This window comes from Planotetraspora thailandica (assembly GCF_016863335.1).
In the GTDB taxonomy this organism is placed as follows: domain Bacteria; phylum Actinomycetota; class Actinomycetes; order Streptosporangiales; family Streptosporangiaceae; genus Planotetraspora; species Planotetraspora thailandica.
The window spans coordinates 305,379-327,207 of sequence record NZ_BOOR01000008.1; the positions used below are offsets into that span (position 1 = coordinate 305,379).

Below are 21,829 nucleotides of genomic sequence, written 5' to 3' on the forward strand. Positions count from 1 at the left end.
GACTTGGAACGTGTCGTCTGTGAAGCATTCCCCACCGTTGTGGCCGCATCTGGTCACAACATCGCGTGTTCTTCTCCAGGCCCCGTAAACTCCATCCTTTGTCATGGTCGTGTAACACAAACGTCTCGGTCACCGGTAACCTTCGGATGAACCCGTGCCAAACGCCCAAACCTCCCACCTGTGGCAAACGAATGAGGGGCCATGAAAGGTCGTGTGCTGGTCGTCGACGACGACGCCGCTCTCGCCGAGATGCTCGGCATCGTCTTGCGCGGGGAGGGGTTCGAGCCCTCGTTCGTCTCCGACGGGGACAAGGCACTGGACGCGTTCCGCGACAGCCGGCCTGACCTGGTGCTTCTCGACCTCATGCTGCCCGGTGCCGACGGCATCGACGTCTGCCGCCGCATTCGCGCGGAGTCCGGCGTCCCCATCGTGATGCTGACCGCCAAGAGCGACACCATCGACGTGGTGCTCGGCCTGGAGTCCGGCGCCGACGACTACATCGTCAAGCCGTTCAAGCCGAAGGAACTCGTCGCCCGCGTGCGCGCGCGGCTTCGCCGTACGGACGAGCCGACCCCCGAGATCCTCCAGATCGGCGACATCACCATCGACGTGGCCGGCCACTCGGTGAAGCGCAGCGACGAGACGATCAACCTCACGCCGCTGGAGTTCGACCTGCTGGTCGCCCTCGCCCGCAAGCCCCGCCAGGTGTTCACCCGCGAGGTGCTCCTCGAGCAGGTGTGGGGCTACCGGCACGCGGCCGACACCCGCCTGGTCAACGTGCACGTCCAGCGTCTCCGCGCCAAGATCGAGAAGGACCCGGAGCACCCGGAGATCGTGGTGACCGTTCGCGGCGTCGGCTACAAGGCCGGGCCCGCCTGAGGTCGCGGCAGCGACGATGCCCGCCCCCGCCCCGGCGAAGAAGAAGCCCCGCCGCAGGACACCGCGCCAGATCGCGCGCGGCGTCCGCAGGCGGGCGAGGCGTGCCGCCGGACGGCTGCGGCGGGTCTGGCGGCGTTCGCTCCAGCTGAGGGTGGTCACGAGCACGCTGGTCATCTCGATGGCCGTCGTGATCGTGCTGGGCGTCTTCCTGATGCAGTCGATCGCGACGTCCGTACTCAAGAGCCGTGAGCTGGCCGCCGTCGAGGAGTCGCGGGCCAACATCGCCACCGCGAGCGGATATCTGACGCCCCAGTCGTCCGAGGTGACCGACGTGTCGCAGGAGGGCACCACCGGCGGGCAGGAGGGCAACCCGGTCGATGCGGCCGTCTCCGCCCTGGTCGAGCGCTCGGGCGGGCGCTACGAGGTGGTCGTCTTCAACGACGACGGCATCGGCGACGGCCGCGCCTCCGGCAGGATCGACTACAACAGCGTGCCCGAGAACCTCCGGATCAAGGTGCAGGCCACCCAGAAGGAAGGCACCCTCATCAGGCAACCGGTGACGTTGCGCTACCTGGGCTCGAAGAAGCCGGAAAGCGGCATCGCCATCGGCGCGCGGATCAACGGCACCTACGAGATCTACCACCTGTTCCCCCTCGGGGCCGAGGAGACGACCCTGCTGGCCGTCCAGCGGGTGCTGATCGGCGTGGGCGCCGCGCTGGTGCTGCTCCTGGCCGCCATCGCCTACCTGGTCACCCGCCAGGTGGTCACGCCCGTACGGCTGGCCCGCCAGGCCGCGGAGCGGCTCGCGGCGGGGCGCCTGGAGGAGCGGCTCAAGGTGCGCGGCGAGGACGACCTCGCCCGCCTCGCCACCTCCTTCAACGAGATGGCGTCCAACCTGGCTCTGAAGATCCACCAGTTGGAAGAGCTCTCGCAGGTGCAGCGGCAGTTCGTCTCCGACGTCTCCCACGAGCTGCGCACCCCGCTCACCACCGTGCGGATGGCCGCCGACCTGCTGTACGAGGGCCGTGAGGAGTTCGAGCCCGCCGCCGCGCGCTCGGCCGAGCTGATGCAGGCCCAGCTCGAGCGCTTCGAGTCGATGCTCGCCGACCTGCTGGAGATCAGCCGGTACGACGCGGGCGCGGCGACCCTCGACGTCGAGTCCGTCGACATGCGCGACGTCGTGCTGCGCGCGGTCGGCGACTCCGAGGCGCTCGCCGAGCGCCAATCCACCCGCTTCGAGCTGCGCCTGCCGAGCGAGCACTGCATGGCCGAGGTGGACAGCCGCAGAGTCGAGCGCATCCTGCGCAACCTGCTGTTCAACGCCATCGAGCACGGCGAGGGCAAGGAAATCGTGGTCACCCTGGGGGCCGACAGGGACGCGGTCGCCGTCGCCGTACGCGACCACGGAGTGGGCCTCAAGCCCGGCGAGGAGAACCTGGTCTTCGACCGCTTCTGGCGGGCCGACCCGTCGCGGGCGCGCACGATCGGCGGCACCGGCCTCGGCCTGGCGATCTCACGGGAGGACGCCATGCTCCACGGCGGGTGGCTCCAGGCGTGGGGGTCGCCGGGGGAGGGCACGCAGTTCCGGCTGTCCCTGCCCCGAACCGCGGGCGCCCCTCTGCGCGGATCGCCGCTCCCGCTGGTGCCGCCCGAGGTCGAGATGCGACGTGCGTGGCGCGGCCACGTGCCGCCCCTGCCCACGGCCATCGGCGCGATCACGGAGGTCGGCATGAGATCGCTGGAGAGCGCGGACTCGGGCGGCTTCGATGCCGACTGACCACCCGCCTGCCGTACGGCCAGGCCTGCGGCGGGCCTCCCGCCGGGGCACGGTGATGGCCGCCCTCGGCGTCGTGCTGGCGGCCGCGGGAGCGTGCGCGGTCGTGCCCACGAGCGGCAGCCCGCGTGTGGCCGAGGAGGACAACAGCAGGGACACCCTCAGCCAGCCGTACGTCCGCATGATCGCGACCAAGCCGCGCCCGGACGCCACGCCCGTGGACATCGTCAAGGGCTTCCAGGCCGCGATGGCGAGCTTCGACGACCCTTCCCTGGCCGTCGCCCGGCAGTACCTCGACCCCAGCGTGGAGGACAAGTGGGATCCGTGGCGGCAGACGACCGTCTACGAGTCCAAGCTGCCACCCGAGGGCGTTCCGGTGGACGAACTCAAGGACGCCAAGGAGACGACGGTCACTCTGCGGGGGACGGCGGTCGCCACCATCGACGCCGAAGGGCGGTACACGCCGGCCTCCGGCCCCGTCGTCCAGTCGTTCGCTCTCGCCAGGGTCGGGAACCAGTGGCGCATCGATGCGCCGCCCGACGCGCGGCTGCTCTCCGCCGACGACCTCAAACGCGACTACCGCCAGGTCGACCTGTACTACCCGCCGGCCACGTCGGCGACCGGGTTGGTCGTGGACCGCGTGTGGGTGCCGATCAACCCCAGCACGGGCATCCCGGAGACCCTCGTCCGCAGGCTGCTGGCGGGCCCGACCAAGTCGATCAGGGACTCCGTCAGGAGCGCCTTCCCCAGCGGCACCGGCCTGAACCAGATCACCGTCGAGGGCGACACGGTCGTGGTCGACTTCACCTCCGAGGTGGAGTCGGTCGCCGACGACCGCATCGACGCGATGAAGGCGCAGCTGGCCTGGACGCTGGGCGACCTGGTGACCGGCAGGACCATCGAGATCAGGGTCGACGGGGAGCCGTTCCGCGGCACCGGGCTGCGATTCAGCCCGCGCGACACCTCTCAGTTCGATCCCAATGTGCTGCCGGCCCAGCCGCAGGCGTACTACATGCAGGACGGCAAGCTGCAGCGGGTCAAGGAGAAGGGCGGAGAGGCGGTCGGCGGAGCCGCCGGTGAGCAGGGCACGAAGTTCACCAGCCCCGCCGTGTCCGCGGAGTCGCCCCCCAGGGTGGCCGCGCTCGTCGGCGGTGAGGGCGTCTGGGTGGCGACCACGGTCGTCGGCAGCCAGTGGCAGCGGTGGATCCCGGGCAGGAAGGACACGTTGACGCCGCCCTCATGGGATCGCTACGGCGCTGTCTGGAGCGCCGAATGGTACGGCGGCAAGCAGACCCGGGTGTGGCAGGCACAGGAGGGGCAGCCCCATCGGGTCGGCCTTCCCGCCGACCTGGAGACCAGGCGAATCCTCGCGTTGCGGGTCTCCCGCGACGGCGCGCGCGTCGCGATGATCGTCCAGGAGGGCCGGGGCGAGTCTCTCGAGATCGGGACGATCGCCAGGATCGGCCAGGAAGCCCAGATCGAGAACGTCCAGAAGCTCGACTCGCGCAGCAACCAGGACATCGTCGACATCGCGTGGCAGGACGCGGCCAGCCTGCTCGTGCTGTCCCAGGGCAAGGGCGGCCAGGAGCTGTCCACCTGGTCGGTCATGGAGGGCATGGAGGTCCCCGACGCGGCGATCAAGCTGGACGCACAAGCGGAGATCGGCTCCATCGTGGGCGCTCCTCCGGACTACGTGCTGGCCAGCGCCGACTACGACGGCGAGATCCGCACCTACAACGTCGACAAGAAGGCCTGGGTCGCGCTCGCCAAGGACGGCGCGACCGACCCCGTCTACCCCCTCGGCTGACCACCCCGAATCTGTCGGTGGCCGCCGGCAGGCTGGGCCTGTGCCGAGCGCGCTCATCGACCTGATCCTCCCCGCCCGTTGCGCCGGATGCGGCGCTCCGGGGTCCATCGCGTGCGCCGCCTGCACCGCCGAGCTGGTGCGGGCGCCGGCTTCGCGCCCGCCTGACCCGGCGCCGCCCGGACTGCCCCCGTGCTGGTCGGCGACCGTCTACGACGGCGCGGCCCGGCGCATGCTCCTGGCCTACAAGGAGCGCGGCCGTACGGCTCTCGCCCCGGTCCTCGGGCAGAGCCTCGCCGCCGTGGCAGCCAAGGCGTTGTACGGCAGGCCGTCCCGGGTCATTCTGGTTCCCGTGCCCAGCGCAAGGGCCGCCTCGCGCGCGAGAGGGCACGATCCCGTCCGCGCGATCGCCACGGCGGCGGCGGCCGTCTTGCGGAGGCGCGGCATGGTGGTCTCCGTCGCCCCGGTGCTCGGCCTGGCGCGGCGGGTGGCCGACCAGTCGGGGCTCGGCTCGGCCGAAAGGGCCGCGAACCTGTCCGGGGCTTTCACGGTGGCGGGGGATCGGCTTGCAGGCGTCCTGGAGGCTCAGGGCCGTTCCCGCGACCGATCCGGCGGCGGGCCACACGGCAGGCTCCGGGGCGGGTCTTCCGGCGGGTTCGGGGGCGGTTCTCATGGCGGGTCGCCCGGTGGGTTTTATGGCGGGTTTCGTGGCGCGGGAACGGCGGTCGCTTTGGTCGACGACATCGTCACGACGGGAGCCACGCTGGCGGAGGCGGCGCGGGCCTTCGCCGCCATGGGCCTGCCGCCGCGGTCGGCGATCACGATCGCCGCGACCCGCAGGAAGCGCGACACGCCGGGGTCGTCAACTCTCTCCTCATAACGGTGAGTAAAGGTCGGGCAATTCTCGTTCTGACTGCTTGGACACACCTGTGTGACCCGTTCGGAACGTCTCTCCTGCTCATCCCAATCGGCGAGTCCGGTGCGCGTGGGGATTCCATCATGGGGTGATCGATTTCCATGATCCGATGACGCGTTACAACATCACTCCGAGTGATCGTTTCCGGGATCTCGTGGCTGACATTCGGCGCGGCAAGGACTAGCGTTCAGACATGGCACCCGTCCGGGTCCGTGGTTGCGCCGGCCCTCTCCCCGCAAGGGGACCGGTCTGGCTAGCCGATGCCAGCCGCAGGCGAAACGGTCCACGTAAGGCGACTCTTGGTCGACCGATCACGGTGCGGCTTAGAGGTAAGTCCTGCCTTCCCGGGGGTCCAGATGTCCCCCGCAAGAAGAGAAGGGCAGTAGTGGCGATTGAGCTGCGAACCCCTCAGCAGGCGGATGTGGGGACGAAGACCAGGTCGGCCGGACGGGTGCTTCCGAACCACAGTCGATATGCGAAGGGGGGCCATGTGTGGACATCATCGTCAAGGGACGGCACACCGGAGTGAGTGACCGATTCCGTGATCATGTGACTACCAAGCTGGCCAGAATCGAGCGACTGAACAACAAGCTCATCCGGGTGGACGTCGAGGTCTCCAAGGAGGCCAACCACCGCGAGAGCGACCAGCGGGAGCGGGTGGAGCTGACCATCCACTCGCGTGGCCCGGCGATCCGGGCGGAGGCGGCGGCGGACGACCGCTTCGCCGCGCTCGACATCGCGCTCGCCAAGCTGGAAGAGCGCCTGCGCCGCCTCGGCGACCGCCGCAAGATCCATCACGGGAAGAGCTGCCCGCCGTCGCTGGCGGAGATCGCCGTGGCGATGGGCGAGGGGGCCCCGTTCGCCCTGGACACGCTGACGCGGGTCGAGGCGGTCACCGAAGACGAATTCGCACAGAAGCAGCGGGGCTATGCCGAGGGCGTCGTGCCCATCGAGATGGACGGCGACGGGCCGCTCGTCGTCCGTGAGAAGTTCCATGAGGCCGACCCCATGACGATCGAACAGGCGCTCCTGGAGATGGAGCTCGTCGGCCATGATTTCTACCTGTTCCGCGACAAGGAGGGCGGCCGGCCCAGCGTCGTCTACCGGCGGCGTGGATACGACTACGGCGTGCTGAGGCTCATCGAGACCTAGGCTGAGTCTGCCGGGCATTCCTCGCGAGCCCACCCGTGCGGAATCCACGGATCTGCGCATCCGGCACGACGAAGATCAGCGCTTATCGCGAAACCCGTGTAATGATGGCGATCCAGCGTCCTTGGCCCCCGCAAGGAGGTTCCGTGACCCGACCCGACGAGGCGGCCCGAGCATCCGTTCGCGGCGAGCCGATCCGCGTGATGATCGTCGACGATCATGCGCTGATCCGCCGCAGCCTGGAGTTGGCTATGGCTGCGGAGCCGGACATCGAGGTGGTAGGCGAGGCGAGCGACGGGCAGGAGGCGGTCGGCATGGCCGACCGTCTCCTGCCGGACGTTGTTCTGATGGACGTCCGGATGCCGCGTAAGGACGGCATCGAGGCGACCAGGAGCATCAAGGAGTCCGTCCCGAGCACGCGCATCATCATGCTCACGGTCAGTGACGAGGAGGAAGACCTCTTCGAGGCCATCAAGGCGGGCGCCACCGGATATCTCCTGAAGGACGTCCAGATCGACGAGGTGCCCGACGCCGTGCGCGGCGTGCACGAGGGCCAGTCCCTCATCAACCCCGCGATGGCGGCCAAACTCATCTCCGAGTTCGCCAGCATGAGCCGCAAGGAGGCCGAGCGGCCTCCGCAGGTGCCGGTGCCCCGGCTGACCGACCGCGAGATGGAGGTCCTGCGCCTGGTCGCCAAGGGCATGAACAACCGGGAGATCGCCAAGGACCTGTTCATCTCCGAGAACACGGTGAAGAACCACGTCCGCAACATCCTCGACAAGCTCCAGCTCCACTCGCGCATGGAGGCGGTCGTCTACGCCGTGCGCGAGCGACTTCTGGAGATCACCTAGCCAGGGCGGCGCGCAGGGGCTCCTCCAGCGCGGGGGAGCCGACCCGTTCGACTCGGACGTCCGTGCAGCCGACCCAGCTCGCGGCTTCCCAGAGCGCGTCGCTCATGGCCTCGACCGCCTTCGCGGGGCTGCCGCCCGGCTCGAATCCCACCTGGCGGGCGACCAGGGTGGTGCCCTCCCGCGCCGGGTCGACCCGGCCGATGATCCGGCCGCCGGCGAGCACCGGCATGGCGAAGTAGCCGTGGACGCGCTTCTCCTTGGGGACGTAGGCCTCCAGGCGGTGGCTCAGCCCGAATACGCGCTCGGTGCGGGCGCGTTCCCAGATGAGCGAGTCGAACGGCGACAGCAGCGTCGTACGGTGGCGCCCGCGGGGTTCGGACTCCAGAGCGGCGGGGTCGGCCCACGCGTTCGGTACCGGCGATCCGGCGGCTCCCCGGGCCCCTCGGGGCGACGGCCACCCGGCGACGTGCACGGGGACGAGCCCGGAGGCCCCGCTCAGGAGGGCGTCGTCCAGCATCGCCGCGTATTTGCCCTTGACCCGGATGAAGTCGACGAGGTCGGCTCTGGTGGCCACGCCGAGTGAACGGCCGGCCACGCGGGTCAGGCCCGTGACGCCGTCGGCGTCGGGGACGTCGTCGTTCAGGAGAGGCTGCGGGATCACCCGCTCGGCCAGGTCGTACACCCGCCGCCAGCCGATTCTCCGGGTGCAGACGACCTCGCCGATGTCGAGCAGAAACTCGATGGCGATCTTGGAATCAGACCAGTCCCACCATCCGGCCGCCTCGGTCGTGCCGGAGGCGCGCAGGTCGACTCGGGCGCCGCCGATGTCGCCCGTGGTGAGCGGGCCGTCGGCGCGGACTCTCTGGAGCACCTCGTCGACGACGGGCGGCACCTCATGCCAGCGGAACCGGCGGTCGCGGTAGGCCTGGCGGCGGAAGCCGTACAGAGGCCAGTGCTCCAGGGGCACGATGCAGGCGGCGTGGCACCAGTACTCGAACGCCTGAGCAGGGTCGCGCCAGTAGGCGCGCTCGACCGCGGCACGGCCGACGGCGCCGAGCCGTGCGTAGGCGACCAGCTCGTGGGAGCGGGCGAGCACGGAGATGGTGTCGAGCTGGACGGCGCCCACCCGCCGGAGCGTGGCGGGGACCCCGCCCGTCCGGGAGCCGGCCCCCAGAAAGCCCTGAGCCCGCAGGATGATCCTGCGGGCCTCGTCGGCGGTCAGGTCGGTCACACCTGCAGATGCTAGATGGCGTGACCGACAAAACGCTTACGGCGGTTGTCGTCGGGTGGTGTCAGCGGTGATGCTCGAAAGGCGAGTGGTGCTCGAGCGCCGGAAGGTCACGAGGGGCGTCGATGACCACATCTGAGAAGATGTCGAAGGCGAGGGCGAGCAGTCCGCCGATCGCGCAGATCCCCACGCCGACCCAGAAGAGGAACCAGTCGGGGCCGATGGTCAGTGCCACCCCGCCGACGGAGAAGCCGATCAGGATGACGACGACAGCAAGCCAGGACTTGGCGCGTCCCGCGTGGCTGCCTAGATGTGCGCTCTCTGCCATACCCGATTTCTACCCGATGGACGGGCCGGCCCGCGCACCGGGGGAACCTCAAGACATGTTTTCGGCGTTGTAATCAGGCGACCGGTGGCGCGCCGCTCCGTGCGTTCACCGGTGGCTGTGTCCGGTGATGGAACCGCCTACGATGGCAACGGGGAAGTGTCTCGTCCTCACACCCCCGCCGACCCGTCGGGGTAGACCTGCGAGGAGCTTACGAAAGTGCCTGCAATTCTCGACAAGATCCTTCGCGCGGGCGAAGGCAAGACTCTGCGTAAGCTCAAGCGCATCGCCGAGCAGGTCAACTCGATCGAAGACGACTTCAAGAGTATGTCGGACGACGAGTTGCGTGCGCTCACCGACGAGTACAAGCAGCGCCACAAAGATGGTGAGTCGCTCGACGATCTCCTGCCCGAGGCGTTCGCCACGGTGCGCGAGGCGGCTCGCCGGGTTTTGGGCCAGCGGCACTTCGACGTGCAGATCATGGGTGGCGCCAACCTGCACCTGGGCAACATCTCCGAGATGCGCACCGGTGAGGGCAAGACGCTGACCTGTACGCTGCCGGCCTACCTCAACGCGTTGTCCGGCCGGGGCGTCCACGTCATCACGGTCAACGACTACCTGGCCAAGCGCGACGCCGACACCATGGGACGTATCCACCGTTTCCTCGGTCTCGAGGTCGGGGTGATCCTCGCCAACATGTCGCCGGACGAGCGGCGCAAGCAGTACAGCGCGGACATCACCTACGGCACGAACAACGAGTTCGGCTTCGACTACCTCCGCGACAACATGGCGCTGTCCATGGAGGAGTGCGTCCAGCGCGGCCACAACTTCGGCGTCGTCGACGAGGTCGACTCGATCCTCATCGACGAGGCCCGCACCCCGTTGATCATCTCCGGCCCCGGCGAGCAGTCCGGCAAGTGGTACACGGAGTTCGCCAAGATCGTCCCGAGGCTGCGCCGCGGCGTCGAGGGCAAGGACGGCGAGGAGGGCAGCGGCGACTACGTCGTCGACGAGAAGAAGCGCACCGTCGGCGTCCTCGAGGCCGGCGTCGACCGCGTCGAGGACTGGCTCGGCATCGACAACCTGTACAAGCCCGAGCACACCCACCTCGTGCAGTTCCTCAACAACGCCATCAAGGCCAAGGAACTGTTCAAGCGCGACAAGGACTACATCGTCGTCGACGGCGAGGTCCTGATCGTCGACGAGTTCACCGGGCGCGTGCTGCACGGCCGTCGGTACAACGAGGGCATGCACCAGGCCATCGAGGCCAAAGAAGGCGTGAACATCAAGGACGAGAACCAGACGCTCGCCACGATCACGCTCCAGAACTACTTCCGCCTCTACACGAAGCTGTCCGGCATGACCGGCACGGCCGTGACCGAGGCCAACGAGTTCCACCAGACCTACAAGCTCGGTGTCGTCCCGATCCCGACCAACCGCCCGATGATCCGCAAGGACCAGAGCGACGTGGTCTACAAGAGCGAGGACGCCAAGTTCCAGGCGTGCGTGGACGACATCAAGGAGCGGTACGAGAAGGGCCAGCCGGTCCTGGTCGGCACGACGAGCGTGGAGAAGTCGGAGAAGCTCTCCCGGATGCTCAAGCGCCAGGGCGTGCCGCACGAGGTGCTGAACGCGAAGAACCACGCGCGTGAGGCGGCGATCATCGCCGAGGCCGGCCGCAAGCAGGCCGTTACGGTCGCCACCAACATGGCCGGACGAGGCACCGACATCATGCTCGGCGGCAACCCCGAGTTCCGCGCCGACCTCGACCTGCAGGCACGCGGCCTGTCGCCCTCCGAGACGCCGGAGGAGTACGAGAAGGCCTGGCCCGAGGCGCTGGAGAAGGCGAAGGACGACGTCAGGGCCGAGCACGAGGAGGTCGTCTCCTTCGGCGGCCTGTACGTGCTGGGCACCGAGCGGCACGAGTCGCGGCGCATCGACAACCAGCTGCGCGGCCGTTCCGGCCGTCAGGGCGACCCGGGTGAGTCGCGGTTCTACCTGTCCCTCGAGGACGACCTGATGCGCCTGTTCAACTCGGCACGCGTCGAGATGATCATGACGCGGCTCAACATCCCCGACGACGTGCCGATCGAGTCGGGCATCGTCTCCAAGGCGATCGCGTCGGCCCAGCACCAGGTGGAGCAGCAGAACTTCGAGATCCGCAAGAACGTTCTCAAGTACGACGAGGTGATGAACCGCCAGCGCAAGGTCATCTACGGCGAGCGGGTGCGCGTGCTCGAGGGCGCCGACGTTCACGACCAGGTGCTCACCTTCGTCAACGACGTCGTCGACGACTATGTGAAGGCGGCGACCGCCGAGGGCTTCGCCGAGGAATGGGACCTCGACAAGCTCTGGGACGCCTACGGCAGGCTCTACCCGATCTCGGTCACCGTCGACGACCTGGTGGCGGAGGCCGGCGGCTCGCGAGAGGACCTGGACGCCGACCTCATCAGGAACAAGATCAGGGAGGACGCGCTCGCGGCCTACGGCCGCCGCGAGGAGGAGTTCGGCCCGGAGACTCTCCGCGAGGTGGAGCGCCGGGTGATCCTCTCCGTGCTGGACCACAAGTGGCGTGAGCACCTGTACGAGATGGACTACCTCCAGGAGGGCATCACCCTGCGCGCGTATGCCCAGAAGGACCCGCTGATCGAGTACCAGCGCGAGGGCTTCGAGATGTTCTCCGCGATGCTCGACGGCATCAAGGAGGAGTCGGTCGGCCTGCTCTTCAACGCCGAACTCCAGGTGCAGACCAGCCCGATCGTCGAGGAGAACGCCGACGAGGACGAGGCCGTCGCCGAGGCCGGAGCCATCATCGCCCGTGCGCTGCGCCCGGCCAGCCGGCCCGCCGAGATGATCTACTCCGCGCCCGGAGAGAGCGGCGAGGTCGAGGTCAGCCGGGTGAGTTCCACGCCCGAGCAGCGGGCCGCGTACGGCAACGTCGAGCGCAACGCCCCCTGCCCCTGCGGGTCGGGCAAGAAGTTCAAGCGCTGCCACGGCGACCCGCGCAACGCGCGGGCCTAGCACGGCACGCCTGTTCGGCCAGGCACGCGAACCCCCGTCCGGGAAGATCCCCGGGCGGGGGTTCCGCTTTCCCGGCCGGCACCGCGCACGGTGTGGTCACGCGGTCTCGAAGTCGGTGACCAGCCATTGGACACCGAAGCGTTCCAGGCGCAGGGCCAGCACGTGACTGCGCTCCCCGCAATGGACGAGCAGGCACATCTCGACCGTGCCATCGCTCGGCCGCTGGACGTGGGGGAGGCCCACCATCGGCGGCCGTCGGGTTTCGATCATCTTCCCGGCGCGGACCAGTTCGCGGTAGGCCCGCTCGGTCAGCCGGTCGTGCACCGTCTGGGGCGGTCGCCGGCCGCAGAGGATCTCGGCCAGCGCCTGGCCCAGGCCGCGCAGGCTCCGCTCGTCCGGCAGCGAACCACGCGGCGAGACGATCAGCCCCCCACGCGGGGCGGCCGTTCCGTACGGGTCGGGCGCCAACGCCAGCGACCCGTCGGTCAGGGGCGGCCCGGAGCGGGGGCCGCGCTCGTCGTCGTACGGAGGGTCGGCGGCGGGCACGGACTGCAACCTGGGCAGGGGGATCGGCTTGGGCATCGGGGCTCCCTCGGCATCGTCTGACCTGACGACTAATAGAGGTTCCGGTCAGGCCGCCTGATACACCGGCCGCCAACTTTGCCGATCACGCGGTCGGTTCGGGGGAGTTCGCAGGGGAAGATTCCCGCAGGTTGGCGGGGAGCGCCTGATGAGTGCGCCGATTATGGTCGCAGCCGAAGAGTGTTCAAGGCTGGCCGGAACCCGGTCCCCGGGGGCTGTGGGCGCCCTCCGGCTTGTGGGGTTTCTCGGCTTTCTCCGGCTTTTCCCCGGCGTCCACGTCCGGTTCGGGTTCGCGGCCGGGAGTCTTCAGGTTGAACTTTTTGATCAAGAAGGTGAACAGCAGGTAGTAGACGAAGAAGTAGACGACGCCGATCAGCATGATCAGCAGGAAGTGGTGCGTGTTCGACTTGGTCGCGTTGAGGCCGGCGTCCCACGCCCCGGCGGAGAAGCCGAAGCCGAGCCGTCCGCCGAGGGCCGCGACCAGGGCCATCGAGATGCCGGTCAGCAGAGCGTGGACGACGAACAGCACCGGGGCCACGAAGATGAACGCGAACTCGATCGGTTCGGTGATGCCGGTGACGAACGAGATCAGCGCCGCCGAGATCATGATCGAGCCGACGGCCGCGCGCCGGTGGGGCAGCGCCGTACGCCAGATCGCCAGGGCGGCGGCGGGCAGGCCGAACATCATCACGGGGAAGAAGCCCGCCATGAACGCGCCCGCGCCGTCCTGCCCGGCGAGGTAGCAGTTCAGGTCGCCGGCCGCACGAGTGGTCCCGACGGTGCAGTTCGGCACGGTGTACCAGACGATCGAGTTGACGAAGTGGTGCAGGCCGAAGGGGACCAGTGCCCGGTTGACCACGCCGTAGATCCCCGCTCCGAGGGTGGCGTGACCGGCCAGCCAGTTGCCGAACTCGGTGAGCCCGACGCCGATGGGCCCCCAGACCAGCCCGAAGATCACACCGAGCATCAGGGCGGCGGCCGCCGTGACGATGGGCACGAACCGGCGCCCGCCGAAGAACGCCAGCCACGCCGGCAGCTTGGTGCGGTGGAACCGCTGCCACAGCAGGGCGGCGACGAGGCCGATCAAGATGCCGCCGAGGACGCCGGTCGGGTTGTCCGACGCGAAGTCGACGGTCGGCCGGATCGTGCCGTCGGCGCCGACGAGCCGTTGCACCACGCCCTTGTAGACCGCCGTGTCGGGGGAGGCGTAGGAGAACATCAGGTGGGTGACGCGGTCCCAGACCAGGTATCCGACCACCGCGGCGACCGCCGTCGACCCGTCGGACCTGCGGGCGAACCCGACCGCGACGCCGACTGCGAACAGCAGAGGCAACGCCCTGAACAGGGATTCGCCCGCACCCCCCACGACCGACGCGATCTTGTCCAGCGTAACGTTGTCCGTACGGCCGAGCAGGTCGCCCTGGCCTAACCGCAGGAATATCGACGCGACGGCGAGGGTCGCGATCGGGAGCATGAGCGACCGGCCGATGCGGGACAGGACGGCCATGACCACGGACTGCCGGGCCGGAGCGGAGGGCAGACCCGCTTCCGCGGGTGAGGAAGCCATGGATTCCTCCAGAAGTGGGGGGTGCGGGAGGAGACCTCGGTCTACGGCCGTCTGGTGGGGGATTCGAGGAGAGTGCGCAGCTGGTACCGGTCGGCCCGGTAGGTGGACACTCCGAGCTCGGCGCAGACCCCGTCGACGTAGGAGCGGCGCTGCAGGAGGAGAACGGCGCCGCCGCGAGGCATCTTGAGCAGGTCGGCGTCGCCGGGGTCGGCGATGCCGCCGTCGATCGTGAGCTCTCCGGCGTCGAGCACGAGCCCGTACCGCGATTCGAGCAGGGCGTAGAGGGACCGGCCGGACAGGTCATAGGAGTCGAGGTCGGGTGCGAGCGCCACTGGGATGTGGGCGCGCTCGATGCTCAGCGGTTCCCCGTCCGCCGTGCGCAGCCGCTCGATGAAGTGCACGGAGTCTCCCGGCGGGATGCCGAGCTCACGTGCCAGATGGGCGCTGGCCCGCACGACGCGCCGGTCCAGATCGCGTGAGCCCGGCTCCATGCCGCGCGCCCGCATGTCGTCGCTGAAGGAGGTGAGCTGGAGAGCCAGTTCGATCTTGGGGCGGGCGACGAAGGTTCCCTTGCCGGGGACCCGGTGCAGCCGGCCCTCCGAGACCAGGTGGTCGACGGCCTGCCGTACCGTCATCCGGGACAGTCCGAAACGCTGGCAGAGCTCGCGTTCCGAGGGGATCGCCGCACCGATCGGCAGCTCGTTGCTCTCTATGAGGTCGAGCAGGATCTCTCGAAGCTGGAAGTACTTGGGCACCGGGCTGTCCGGATCGATCTGCGCCACTGATCCCTCCCCTCTCGATCTGAATCACCGTGGTGAGTTATGGTTCCTACTGGTCTAGTCCGGACTAGACCATAGGCCGGAAATATGTGTCAATGTACGGGCCGCACCGGATCAATAACGGCTCCCATCTCACCGAATCCGAGGATGAGCACTGTATGACGACGAAGATGCGCAGCGAGATCGCCGAGCAGCCGGCCGCACTGCGGGCGACGCTTGACGCCCTGCTCCCCCGTACGGAGGAGGTCCGCAGGCTCGCGCAGGACACCCGTCACATGCTGTTCATCGCCCGGGGCACCTCGGACAACGCCGCGGTTTACGGCCGCTACCTGATCGAGGCGCGGGCCGGCCGCCTCTCCGCCCTGGCCGCCCCCTCGATCGCCACGACCTACCGGCGCACGCTCGACCTTGACGGCGTGCTGGCCGTTGGCCTGTCCCAGTCCGGCCGTACGGAGGAGATCGTCGAGACCCTCGAATGGGCCAAGGCCTGCGGGGCCAAGACCGTCGCGATCACCAACGGCGGCGAGGAGTCGCCGCTGGCCCAGGCCGCCGACCTCGCCCTGTGCACGCTTGCCGGCGAGGAGAAGGCCGTCCCCGCGACCAAGACCTACACCACCCAGCTGGCCGCCCTGGCCGTGCTCGCTCTCGGCCTCGGCGCCGACGTGAACGGCGACGACCTGCGGCGCGTGCCCGACGCGGTCGAGAAGCTGATCTCCGACCCGGGCGACCTGGACGCGGTGGTCGACGGGCTGGCCGGCAAGCCCGGCGTGGTCGTCTCCGGGCGGGGCCTCGCCTTCTCCACGGCGCTCGAACTCGCGCTCAAGCTCAAGGAGGCGTGCTACATGCACGCCATGGGGTTGTCCTACGCCGACCTGTTGCACGGCCCGATCGCGGTCGTCGACGAGGACACTCCGGCGGTCCTCGTGGCCTCGGGGGAGGGCCCCACCCTGGCGGGCACGATCTCCCTCGCGCAGCGGGTCACCGGCGCGGGCGCGTCCGCGTTCGGCGTGGGCGGCGGCACCGAACTGGCCGCCGCGTCCACCGCCTCTCTGAACGGCCCCGACCTGCCGGAATGGGTGTCTCCCCTCGGACTGATCGTGCCGGGGCAGTTGCTGACCGAGGCGCTGGCGCGCAGGCTCGGTATCGACCCGGACGCACCCCGCGGTCTGAACAAGGTCACCCAGACCGACTGAACGGAGAACCCCCCATGGCTGCAGACGCCGAGGCGATCATCGCCGGACTCGGTGGCGCGGACAACATCATCGAGATCGAGCCCTGCATCACGCGGCTGCGCACCGAGGTGTACGACGCGTCGAAGGTCGACCGGGCGGCGCTTACTGCAGCCGGCGCCCACGGAGTGATGTCGGCGGGCAATGTCGTGCAGGTCGTGGTGGGCCCGGAGGCCGACACGATCGCCAGCGACATCGAGGACATCATCGGCTGAGCCCGCTGTGCGTGCGAGCTCGGGGAGGGGCCGTCGGAGCCGGGCTCGGCGCAGCGCGCCAACGGAGAGGCGCTTGAATTTGACGACTGTTCTCGCCCCGGTCGCGGGCGCGGCCTTCGGCCTGGCCGCTGTGCCCGATCCGGTGTTCTCCCAGGCCATGGTGGGCCCCGGAGCGGCGATCGACCCGGAGCGGATTCCCGGTGAGGCGGTGGCCCCCATCACCGGGACGATCATCAAGTTGCATCCGCACGCCTATGTCGTGGTGGGCGACGACGGCAGGGGGGTTCTGGTCCATCTGGGCATCGACACGGTGCAGCTCAGGGGTGCGGGGTTCTGCCTGCTCGCCGCCGAAGGCGACCGTGTCGAGGCCGGGCAGCCCGTGGTGAGGTGGAACCCCGCGGCGGTGGCGGCCGGTGGCAGGTCGCCTTTCTGCGCCGTCGTCGCCTTGGACGCCGTGGACGGGTCGATCAGCGACGTCGCCGTCGGCACCGTCGGCGCAGGAGACGAACTCTTCCAATGGTCCTGAGCACGCCCCCTTTTCTGCATGATCACGGTGGGCGTCCTCGCATTTCGGCGCGGCTGTTCCCGAACTTCTGCATGATCACGGGCAGGGTTGTGGCATGTTGGCGCGGGGGTCGCCGAAGTTCTGCATGATCACCACCAGGGTGGTGGGGGCTAAGTGGACAAAACGGGCCCTACTGGTGAAATGTCGCGTGCGACCTGGTAATAAGGAATCTGTGGGGTCTTGGCAGGTCCTTGACAGGAATAGGGTGGTCTAGACCGCTTGAGAACCCAAGAAGGAGTGATCGTGGCCGAGCGTAAGGTCAGCGTTGAAGCCGAAGTAGGGCTGCACGCCCGCCCCGCGGCGACGTTCGTGCAGACCGCGGCGAAGGCGCCGTTCGACGTCAGCATCGCGAAGGCGGGCGGCCGGCCCGTGAGCGCGAAGAGCATCCTCTCCGTGCTGGCGCTCGACGTCAGGCAGGGAGAGGCCATCGTCATCTCGGCTGATGGGGAGGGCGCGGAGGAACTGCTCGACCGTCTCGCCGAGATCGCCTCGACCGTCTGACGGCCATGGACCGGCGCGACACCGGGTCAGGCCCGGCCCCCGACGAGATCACCGAGAGCCCTGAGGCGCAGGAGCTGATTCCCCGGCTCCTCACCGGCACGGGGGTCAGCCCCGGAGCCGGTTACGGCCCGGCTCGGCTCGTGGTGGGAGACGTCCCCGAGCCCGCCGCGGGGTCGAGGCACGACGGTGATGCGCCGGCCGAACGTGACAGGGCCGAACGCGCCCTTGACGAGGTGGCCGCCGACCTGGAGGAGCGCGGAGCCCGGGCCGGCGGCGATGCCGAGGACGTGCTCGTCGCGCAGGCGATGATGGCCCGCGATCCCGAGCTCGCCGCGTCGGTCGGCCTTCTGATCGACCAAGGTGTCGCCGCGCCGAGAGCCATCTTCGAAGCTTTCGGGAAATATCGGGATCTGCTGGCCGCGGCCGGGGGCTACCTCGGCGAGCGGGTGGCCGACCTGGACGACATCCGGGACCGGGTGATCGCCGTCCTCACCGGCCTGCCGATCCCCGGCATCCCCCTCGACGCGGCCGAGCCGTACGTGCTGGTGGCCAGGGATCTGGCCCCCGCCGACACGGCGCTGCTCCCCAAGGATCTCGTGGCCGCCTTCGTCACCGAGCAGGGCGGCCCGACGAGCCACACCGCCATCCTCGCCCGCTCGATGGGCGTACCCGCCGTGGTCGGCTGCGCGGGCGCCACCGCCGTCGAGCCCGGCACGCCCGTCCTCGTCGACGGAGCGACCGGGCGCGTACGGCTGTCGCCCTCCGAGGACGAGGTGGCGGACGCCCTGCGGGCCGAGGAGGCCAGGCGGGCCGTGTTGTCGGCCGCGGCCGGCCCGGGCGCCACCGCCGACGGCCATGCGGTGCCGCTGCTCGCCAACATCGGCGGCCCGCGCGACCTGGAGGCCGCGCTCGCCGCGGGAGCCGAGGGCGTCGGCCTCTATCGCACCGAGTTCCTCTTCCTCGACAGGGACACCGCTCCCACCCCCGAGGAGCAGGAGGAGGCCTACCGGGCCGTCTTCGAGGCGTTCCCCCACGGACGTGTGGTGGTCAGGACCCTCGACGCCGGTGCGGACAAGCCCCTCCCGTTCCTGCCGCCGCCAGGCGAGGAGCCGAACCCGGCGCTTGGCGAGCGGGGAATCCGCATGTTCCGGCGCCATCCCGACATCATGACCGCCCAGCTCGGCGCGCTCGCCCGTGCCGTGACGGGGGCGACCGCGAACGTGGAGATCATGGCGCCCATGGTGGCGACCGCCCAGGAGGCGGCCTGGTTCGCCGAGGCCTGCCGTACGGCGGGGCTCGACAGCGCGGGCATCATGATCGAGGTCCCGTCGGCGGCGATCAGGGCGGCCGACCTGATCGAGGTGGTCGACTTCTTCTCGATCGGCACCAACGACCTCACGCAGTACGCTCTGGCGGCCGACCGGCAGGTCAGCGGAGTCGCGGGTCTCCAAGACCCCTGGCATCCCGCCGTGCTCGACCTCATTCGGACGGCGGCGTCCGCGGCGTCGGCCGCGGGGAAGGGCTGCGGCGTCTGCGGGGAGGCGGCGGCCGACCCCGTGCTCGCGTGCGTGCTCGTGGGCATGGGCGTGAGCTCGCTCTCCATGGCGGCTCCCGCGTTGCCGTGGGTGCGGGCCGCTCTGGCCGCGCACACGCTCGAGCAGTGTCGTACGGCCGCCGCCGCGGCACGTTCGTCCGTCACGCCCGGCGACGCCGTGGAGGCCGCCCGGGCGGAGCTTCCCGGCCTGCACCAGCTCGGTCTCTGAGGGGCCGTTAAAGGCGTCGGTCACACGGTTCGGGTCCGGGTGGCTCACCCACGCCGATAACGTAAAGGAATGCTAAAGCTGGGGCGTGGTGGAATCGGTCTCGTCGCTCTTCTGATGACCGGATGCTCAGCCGGATTAGGCGCCACCGCGCCGTCGGCGCGACCCTCGGAAACCGTGACCTCGCCCGCTTCCATGCCCGCCTCTTCGCCTCCGCCCTCTCCCAGCCCCTCGCCGTCGGCCACGGCGCCGCGGACCCGCGCGGAGGAGACGCTGGCCGGAATGTCCGACGAGGACAAGGTCGCCCAATTGTTCGTCGCCGTGGTCTACGGCACGGGCGCCGACTCCTCCCGGAAAGAGAACCGTGCGAGGTACGGCGTCGACACTCCGGTGGAGGTCGTCAAGAAGTACCGGCCGGGCGGCGTGATCCTGTTCAACTGGGCGGACAACATCTCCAGCGTGAGTCAGGTGGCCGCGCTCACCACGGGCCTGCGCAAGGCTTCCGCCACGCCCTTGGTGATCGGAGTCGACCAGGAGAACGGCATCGTGTCCCGGTTGTCCCCGCTGATCACGAAACTGCCGGGCTCCCTCGCCATCGGGCGCACCGGCGACCCCGGGAACGCGCGCGACTCCGCCCGCGTCACCGGCGAGGAGCTCAAGGCGCTCGGGATCTCCCTCGACTACGCCCCGGTCGCCGACGTCAACATCAACCCGCGCAACCCCGTGATCGGTCCCCGCGCGTACGGCTCGGACCCGCGCAAGGTGGCTCCGATGGTCGGCGCCGCGGTGGACGGATTCCACGACGCGGGCGTCGCCTCGGTGGCCAAGCACTTCCCCGGGCACGGCGACACCTCGGTCGACAGCCACACCGGGCTGCCGGTGATCAAGCACACGTTGGCGCAGTGGGAGAAGCTGGACGCGCCGCCCTTCCGTGAGGCGATCAAGCACGGGGTGGACGCGATCATGACCGCCCACGTGGTGATGCCGAAGCTCGACCCGTCGGGCGACCCCTCCACCCTCTCGCCCAAGATCCTCACCGGCCTGCTCCGCGACAAGCTGGGTTTCGACGGCGTCGTCACGACCGACGCGCTCGACATGGCCGGAGTCAGGAAGAAGTACGGCGACGCCGAGGTGGCGGTGCGCTCCATCCTCGCCGGCGCCGACATGCTTCTGATGCCGCCGGACTACCCCACGGCGTACGAGGCGGTCCTGAAGGCCGTTCGCTCGGGACGGATCACGCGCGACCGGCTCGACCAGTCGGTGTTGCGGATCCTGCGGCTCAAGGAGAAGCGCGGCCTCTACGGGCCGATCACGACCGACCCCGGCGCGGTCAAGTCGGCGCAGCACCTCAAGATCGCCAAGCGGCTGCTGGCGGAAACCGGATCCGGCGCCTGAGCGCCGGGTCCGCCCGGCCCGCGGCACGCATATCCTGTTACGCGTGTCAATTGAAGGTCCTGCGCTCAGGGGCGTGCTGATCGACTGGGGCGGCGTCCTCACCACGAGCCTGGGCGACTCCATCACGCATTGGCTCGAATCCGACGGCATCGACGCCGGGCACTACCGCGGCGTCATGCGCGATCTCGTCCTCCACGCGTACGAGGCGGGGGAGGACGGAGCGGAGAATCCGATTCACGCGCTGGAGCGCGGCGAGGTGCTCGCGGCCGACTTCGAACGGGACCTGGCGGCCCGCCTGCTGACCCTCGACGGGGTGCCGCCGGTGGCGGAGGGGCTGCTCGCCCGGATGTTCGCCGGTTTCCGGCCGGTCGAGGAGATGAACGAGATGCTGCGCCGGGCGCGGGCAGCGGGGATCAGCACGTGCCTGCTGTCCAACTCATGGGCCAACGACTACCCCCGCGACGGCTGGGACGGGCTGTTCGACGCCGTCGTCATCTCCGGCGAGGTCGGCATGCGCAAACCCGAGCCGCGCATCTTCCACCACGCGCTCGGGCTGGTCGGCCTGGAACCGGAGCAGTGCGTGTTCATCGACGACATCGAGGCCAACATCCAGGCCGCGGAGGCGCTCGGAATCGTCGGCATCCACCATCGCGACGCCATCACCACGATCGGCGCGATGGAGCAGCTGTTCAGCCTGCCGTTCCGGGCGTGAGCCCGGAGGAGAGTCGAGAGACGCATGCGCGTATACCTGCCGTGCACGCTTGCCGCGCTGGCCGAGGTGGTCGCCGCCGGAGAGCTGGGACCGGCCCCGTTGACCGGGTTCGCCGTCACCCCCGCGCTCGTCGAGTGGTACGCCTCGGGTGACACCGAGGAGCTCGAATACGTCGCGCTGACCGAGGCGGCCCGCGCGTCGCTGCGCATGCTGGCCGCCGACCGGGCCGACGGGGTCGAGGTCGCGGCACGGCGGGTCGTCGTCGCGGCCGACATGCCCGACAGCGCCGTGACGGCGGGCGTCGACCTGGAGGAGCGCGCCCGGGTGCGGCTGCTGAAGTCGGTGCCGATCGCCGAGCTCGCCTCCGTCCACGTCGACGACCCCGCGGCGGTTCCCGACGTCGAGGCGGCCGTCGCCGCGATCGCCGCCGCCGACCGCGGCGACGACGACGCGCGGTTCGTCGTCGACGGCGCCGAGGACCACGAGCTCATGTGGTACGCCACGCAGGAAATCCCCGACTTGCTGGGCCGACGGTGAACGTTCACGGAGTTGTCACAGCTCACCCGTAAGCTCTAGA

Annotated in this window: 20 protein-coding genes; 15 read left to right on the forward strand and 5 right to left on the reverse strand. The window is 69.6% G+C overall.

Features of this window, described 5'->3' with window-relative positions; genetic code table 11:
* Nucleotides 1–201 precede the first annotated feature (201 nt).
* From mtrA to Pth03_RS08465, 6 genes are all read left to right on the forward strand, one after another.
* Nucleotides 202–879 carry an MtrAB system response regulator MtrA gene (gene mtrA, locus Pth03_RS08440; protein ID WP_203943561.1) on the forward strand — a complete coding sequence of 226 codons (678 nt, stop codon included), beginning with the start codon at nucleotides 202–204 and terminating at the stop codon, nucleotides 877–879.
* Between the two features lie 16 nt (nucleotides 880–895).
* Nucleotides 896–2,656: an MtrAB system histidine kinase MtrB gene (gene mtrB, locus Pth03_RS08445; RefSeq protein WP_203943562.1), complete on the forward strand. Its 1,761-nt coding sequence runs from the start codon at nucleotides 896–898 to the stop codon at nucleotides 2,654–2,656.
* Nucleotides 2,646–4,460, forward strand: coding sequence for an LpqB family beta-propeller domain-containing protein (locus tag Pth03_RS08450; protein WP_203943563.1), 1,815 nt, complete (start codon nucleotides 2,646–2,648; stop codon nucleotides 4,458–4,460). The genes mtrB and Pth03_RS08450 overlap by 11 nt, the downstream gene beginning before the upstream one ends.
* Nucleotides 4,461–4,500: 40 nt before the next feature.
* Nucleotides 4,501–5,337 (forward strand): ComF family protein, encoded by an 837-nt coding sequence (locus Pth03_RS08455; RefSeq protein WP_203943564.1) that lies wholly within the window; start codon nucleotides 4,501–4,503, stop codon nucleotides 5,335–5,337.
* Between the two features lie 528 nt (nucleotides 5,338–5,865).
* Nucleotides 5,866–6,525, forward strand: a complete 660-nt coding sequence (hpf, locus tag Pth03_RS08460) for a ribosome hibernation-promoting factor, HPF/YfiA family (protein ID WP_203943565.1) — start codon at nucleotides 5,866–5,868, stop codon at nucleotides 6,523–6,525.
* A gap of 143 nt (nucleotides 6,526–6,668) precedes the next feature.
* Nucleotides 6,669–7,373 carry a response regulator gene (locus Pth03_RS08465; RefSeq protein ID WP_275413057.1) on the forward strand — a complete coding sequence of 235 codons (705 nt, stop codon included), beginning with the start codon at nucleotides 6,669–6,671 and terminating at the stop codon, nucleotides 7,371–7,373.
* Here Pth03_RS08465 and Pth03_RS08470 read toward each other — a convergent pair.
* Entirely contained in the window at nucleotides 7,366–8,604 is a 1,239-nt protein-coding gene (locus tag Pth03_RS08470; protein ID WP_203943567.1) for a winged helix-turn-helix domain-containing protein, read from the reverse strand. The two genes, Pth03_RS08465 and Pth03_RS08470, sit on opposite strands and share 8 nt — an antisense overlap.
* Nucleotides 8,605–8,665: 61 nt before the next feature.
* The gene (locus Pth03_RS08475; RefSeq protein WP_203943568.1) at nucleotides 8,666–8,929 is read right to left on the reverse strand and encodes an HGxxPAAW family protein; all 264 of its coding nucleotides are present in this window, start codon (nucleotides 8,927–8,929) and stop codon (nucleotides 8,666–8,668) included.
* 216 nt (nucleotides 8,930–9,145) lie between these two features.
* Here Pth03_RS08475 and secA point away from each other — a divergent pair, with 216 nt between their 5' ends.
* Nucleotides 9,146–11,947: a preprotein translocase subunit SecA gene (gene secA, locus Pth03_RS08480; protein WP_203943569.1), complete on the forward strand. Its 2,802-nt coding sequence runs from the start codon at nucleotides 9,146–9,148 to the stop codon at nucleotides 11,945–11,947.
* 96 nt (nucleotides 11,948–12,043) lie between these two features.
* Here the strand turns inward: secA and Pth03_RS08485 are convergent, their stop codons facing one another.
* The 3 genes from Pth03_RS08485 to Pth03_RS08495 form a co-directional block, all read right to left on the reverse strand.
* Nucleotides 12,044–12,529, reverse strand: a complete 486-nt coding sequence (locus tag Pth03_RS08485; protein WP_203943570.1) for an Rv3235 family protein — start codon at nucleotides 12,527–12,529, stop codon at nucleotides 12,044–12,046.
* 184 nt (nucleotides 12,530–12,713) lie between these two features.
* Nucleotides 12,714–14,096, reverse strand: coding sequence for a PTS transporter subunit EIIC (locus Pth03_RS08490; RefSeq protein ID WP_203943571.1), 1,383 nt, complete (start codon nucleotides 14,094–14,096; stop codon nucleotides 12,714–12,716).
* Nucleotides 14,097–14,137: 41 nt separating this feature from the next.
* On the reverse strand, nucleotides 14,138–14,878 hold the full coding sequence (locus Pth03_RS08495) for a GntR family transcriptional regulator (RefSeq protein WP_203943572.1): 741 nt from the start codon (nucleotides 14,876–14,878) through the stop codon (nucleotides 14,138–14,140).
* 155 nt (nucleotides 14,879–15,033) lie between these two features.
* On the opposite strand from Pth03_RS08495, the gene Pth03_RS08500 reads away from it, so the two are divergent.
* The 8 genes from Pth03_RS08500 to Pth03_RS08535 all read left to right on the forward strand — a co-directional run bounded on the left by Pth03_RS08500 (nucleotide 15,034) and on the right by Pth03_RS08535 (nucleotide 21,789).
* Nucleotides 15,034–16,068: an SIS domain-containing protein gene (locus tag Pth03_RS08500; protein WP_203943573.1), complete on the forward strand. Its 1,035-nt coding sequence runs from the start codon at nucleotides 15,034–15,036 to the stop codon at nucleotides 16,066–16,068.
* A 14-nt stretch (nucleotides 16,069–16,082) separates the two neighbouring features.
* Nucleotides 16,083–16,319 (forward strand): PTS sugar transporter subunit IIB, encoded by a 237-nt coding sequence (locus Pth03_RS08505; RefSeq protein ID WP_203943574.1) that lies wholly within the window; start codon nucleotides 16,083–16,085, stop codon nucleotides 16,317–16,319.
* A 79-nt stretch (nucleotides 16,320–16,398) separates the two neighbouring features.
* The gene (locus Pth03_RS08510; protein WP_203943668.1) at nucleotides 16,399–16,845 is read left to right on the forward strand and encodes a PTS sugar transporter subunit IIA; all 447 of its coding nucleotides are present in this window, start codon (nucleotides 16,399–16,401) and stop codon (nucleotides 16,843–16,845) included.
* A gap of 282 nt (nucleotides 16,846–17,127) precedes the next feature.
* Entirely contained in the window at nucleotides 17,128–17,385 is a 258-nt protein-coding gene (locus Pth03_RS08515; protein WP_203943575.1) for an HPr family phosphocarrier protein, read from the forward strand.
* A gap of 5 nt (nucleotides 17,386–17,390) precedes the next feature.
* Nucleotides 17,391–19,148: a phosphoenolpyruvate--protein phosphotransferase gene (gene ptsP, locus Pth03_RS08520; protein ID WP_203943576.1), complete on the forward strand. Its 1,758-nt coding sequence runs from the start codon at nucleotides 17,391–17,393 to the stop codon at nucleotides 19,146–19,148.
* Nucleotides 19,149–19,322: 174 nt separating this feature from the next.
* Nucleotides 19,323–20,540: a glycoside hydrolase family 3 protein gene (locus Pth03_RS08525; RefSeq protein ID WP_239118856.1), complete on the forward strand. Its 1,218-nt coding sequence runs from the start codon at nucleotides 19,323–19,325 to the stop codon at nucleotides 20,538–20,540.
* A gap of 43 nt (nucleotides 20,541–20,583) precedes the next feature.
* Entirely contained in the window at nucleotides 20,584–21,252 is a 669-nt protein-coding gene (locus tag Pth03_RS08530; RefSeq protein WP_239118857.1) for an HAD family hydrolase, read from the forward strand.
* Nucleotides 21,253–21,276: 24 nt separating this feature from the next.
* Nucleotides 21,277–21,789: a DUF6912 family protein gene (locus Pth03_RS08535; RefSeq protein ID WP_203943578.1), complete on the forward strand. Its 513-nt coding sequence runs from the start codon at nucleotides 21,277–21,279 to the stop codon at nucleotides 21,787–21,789.
* Nucleotides 21,790–21,829 lie beyond the last annotated feature (40 nt).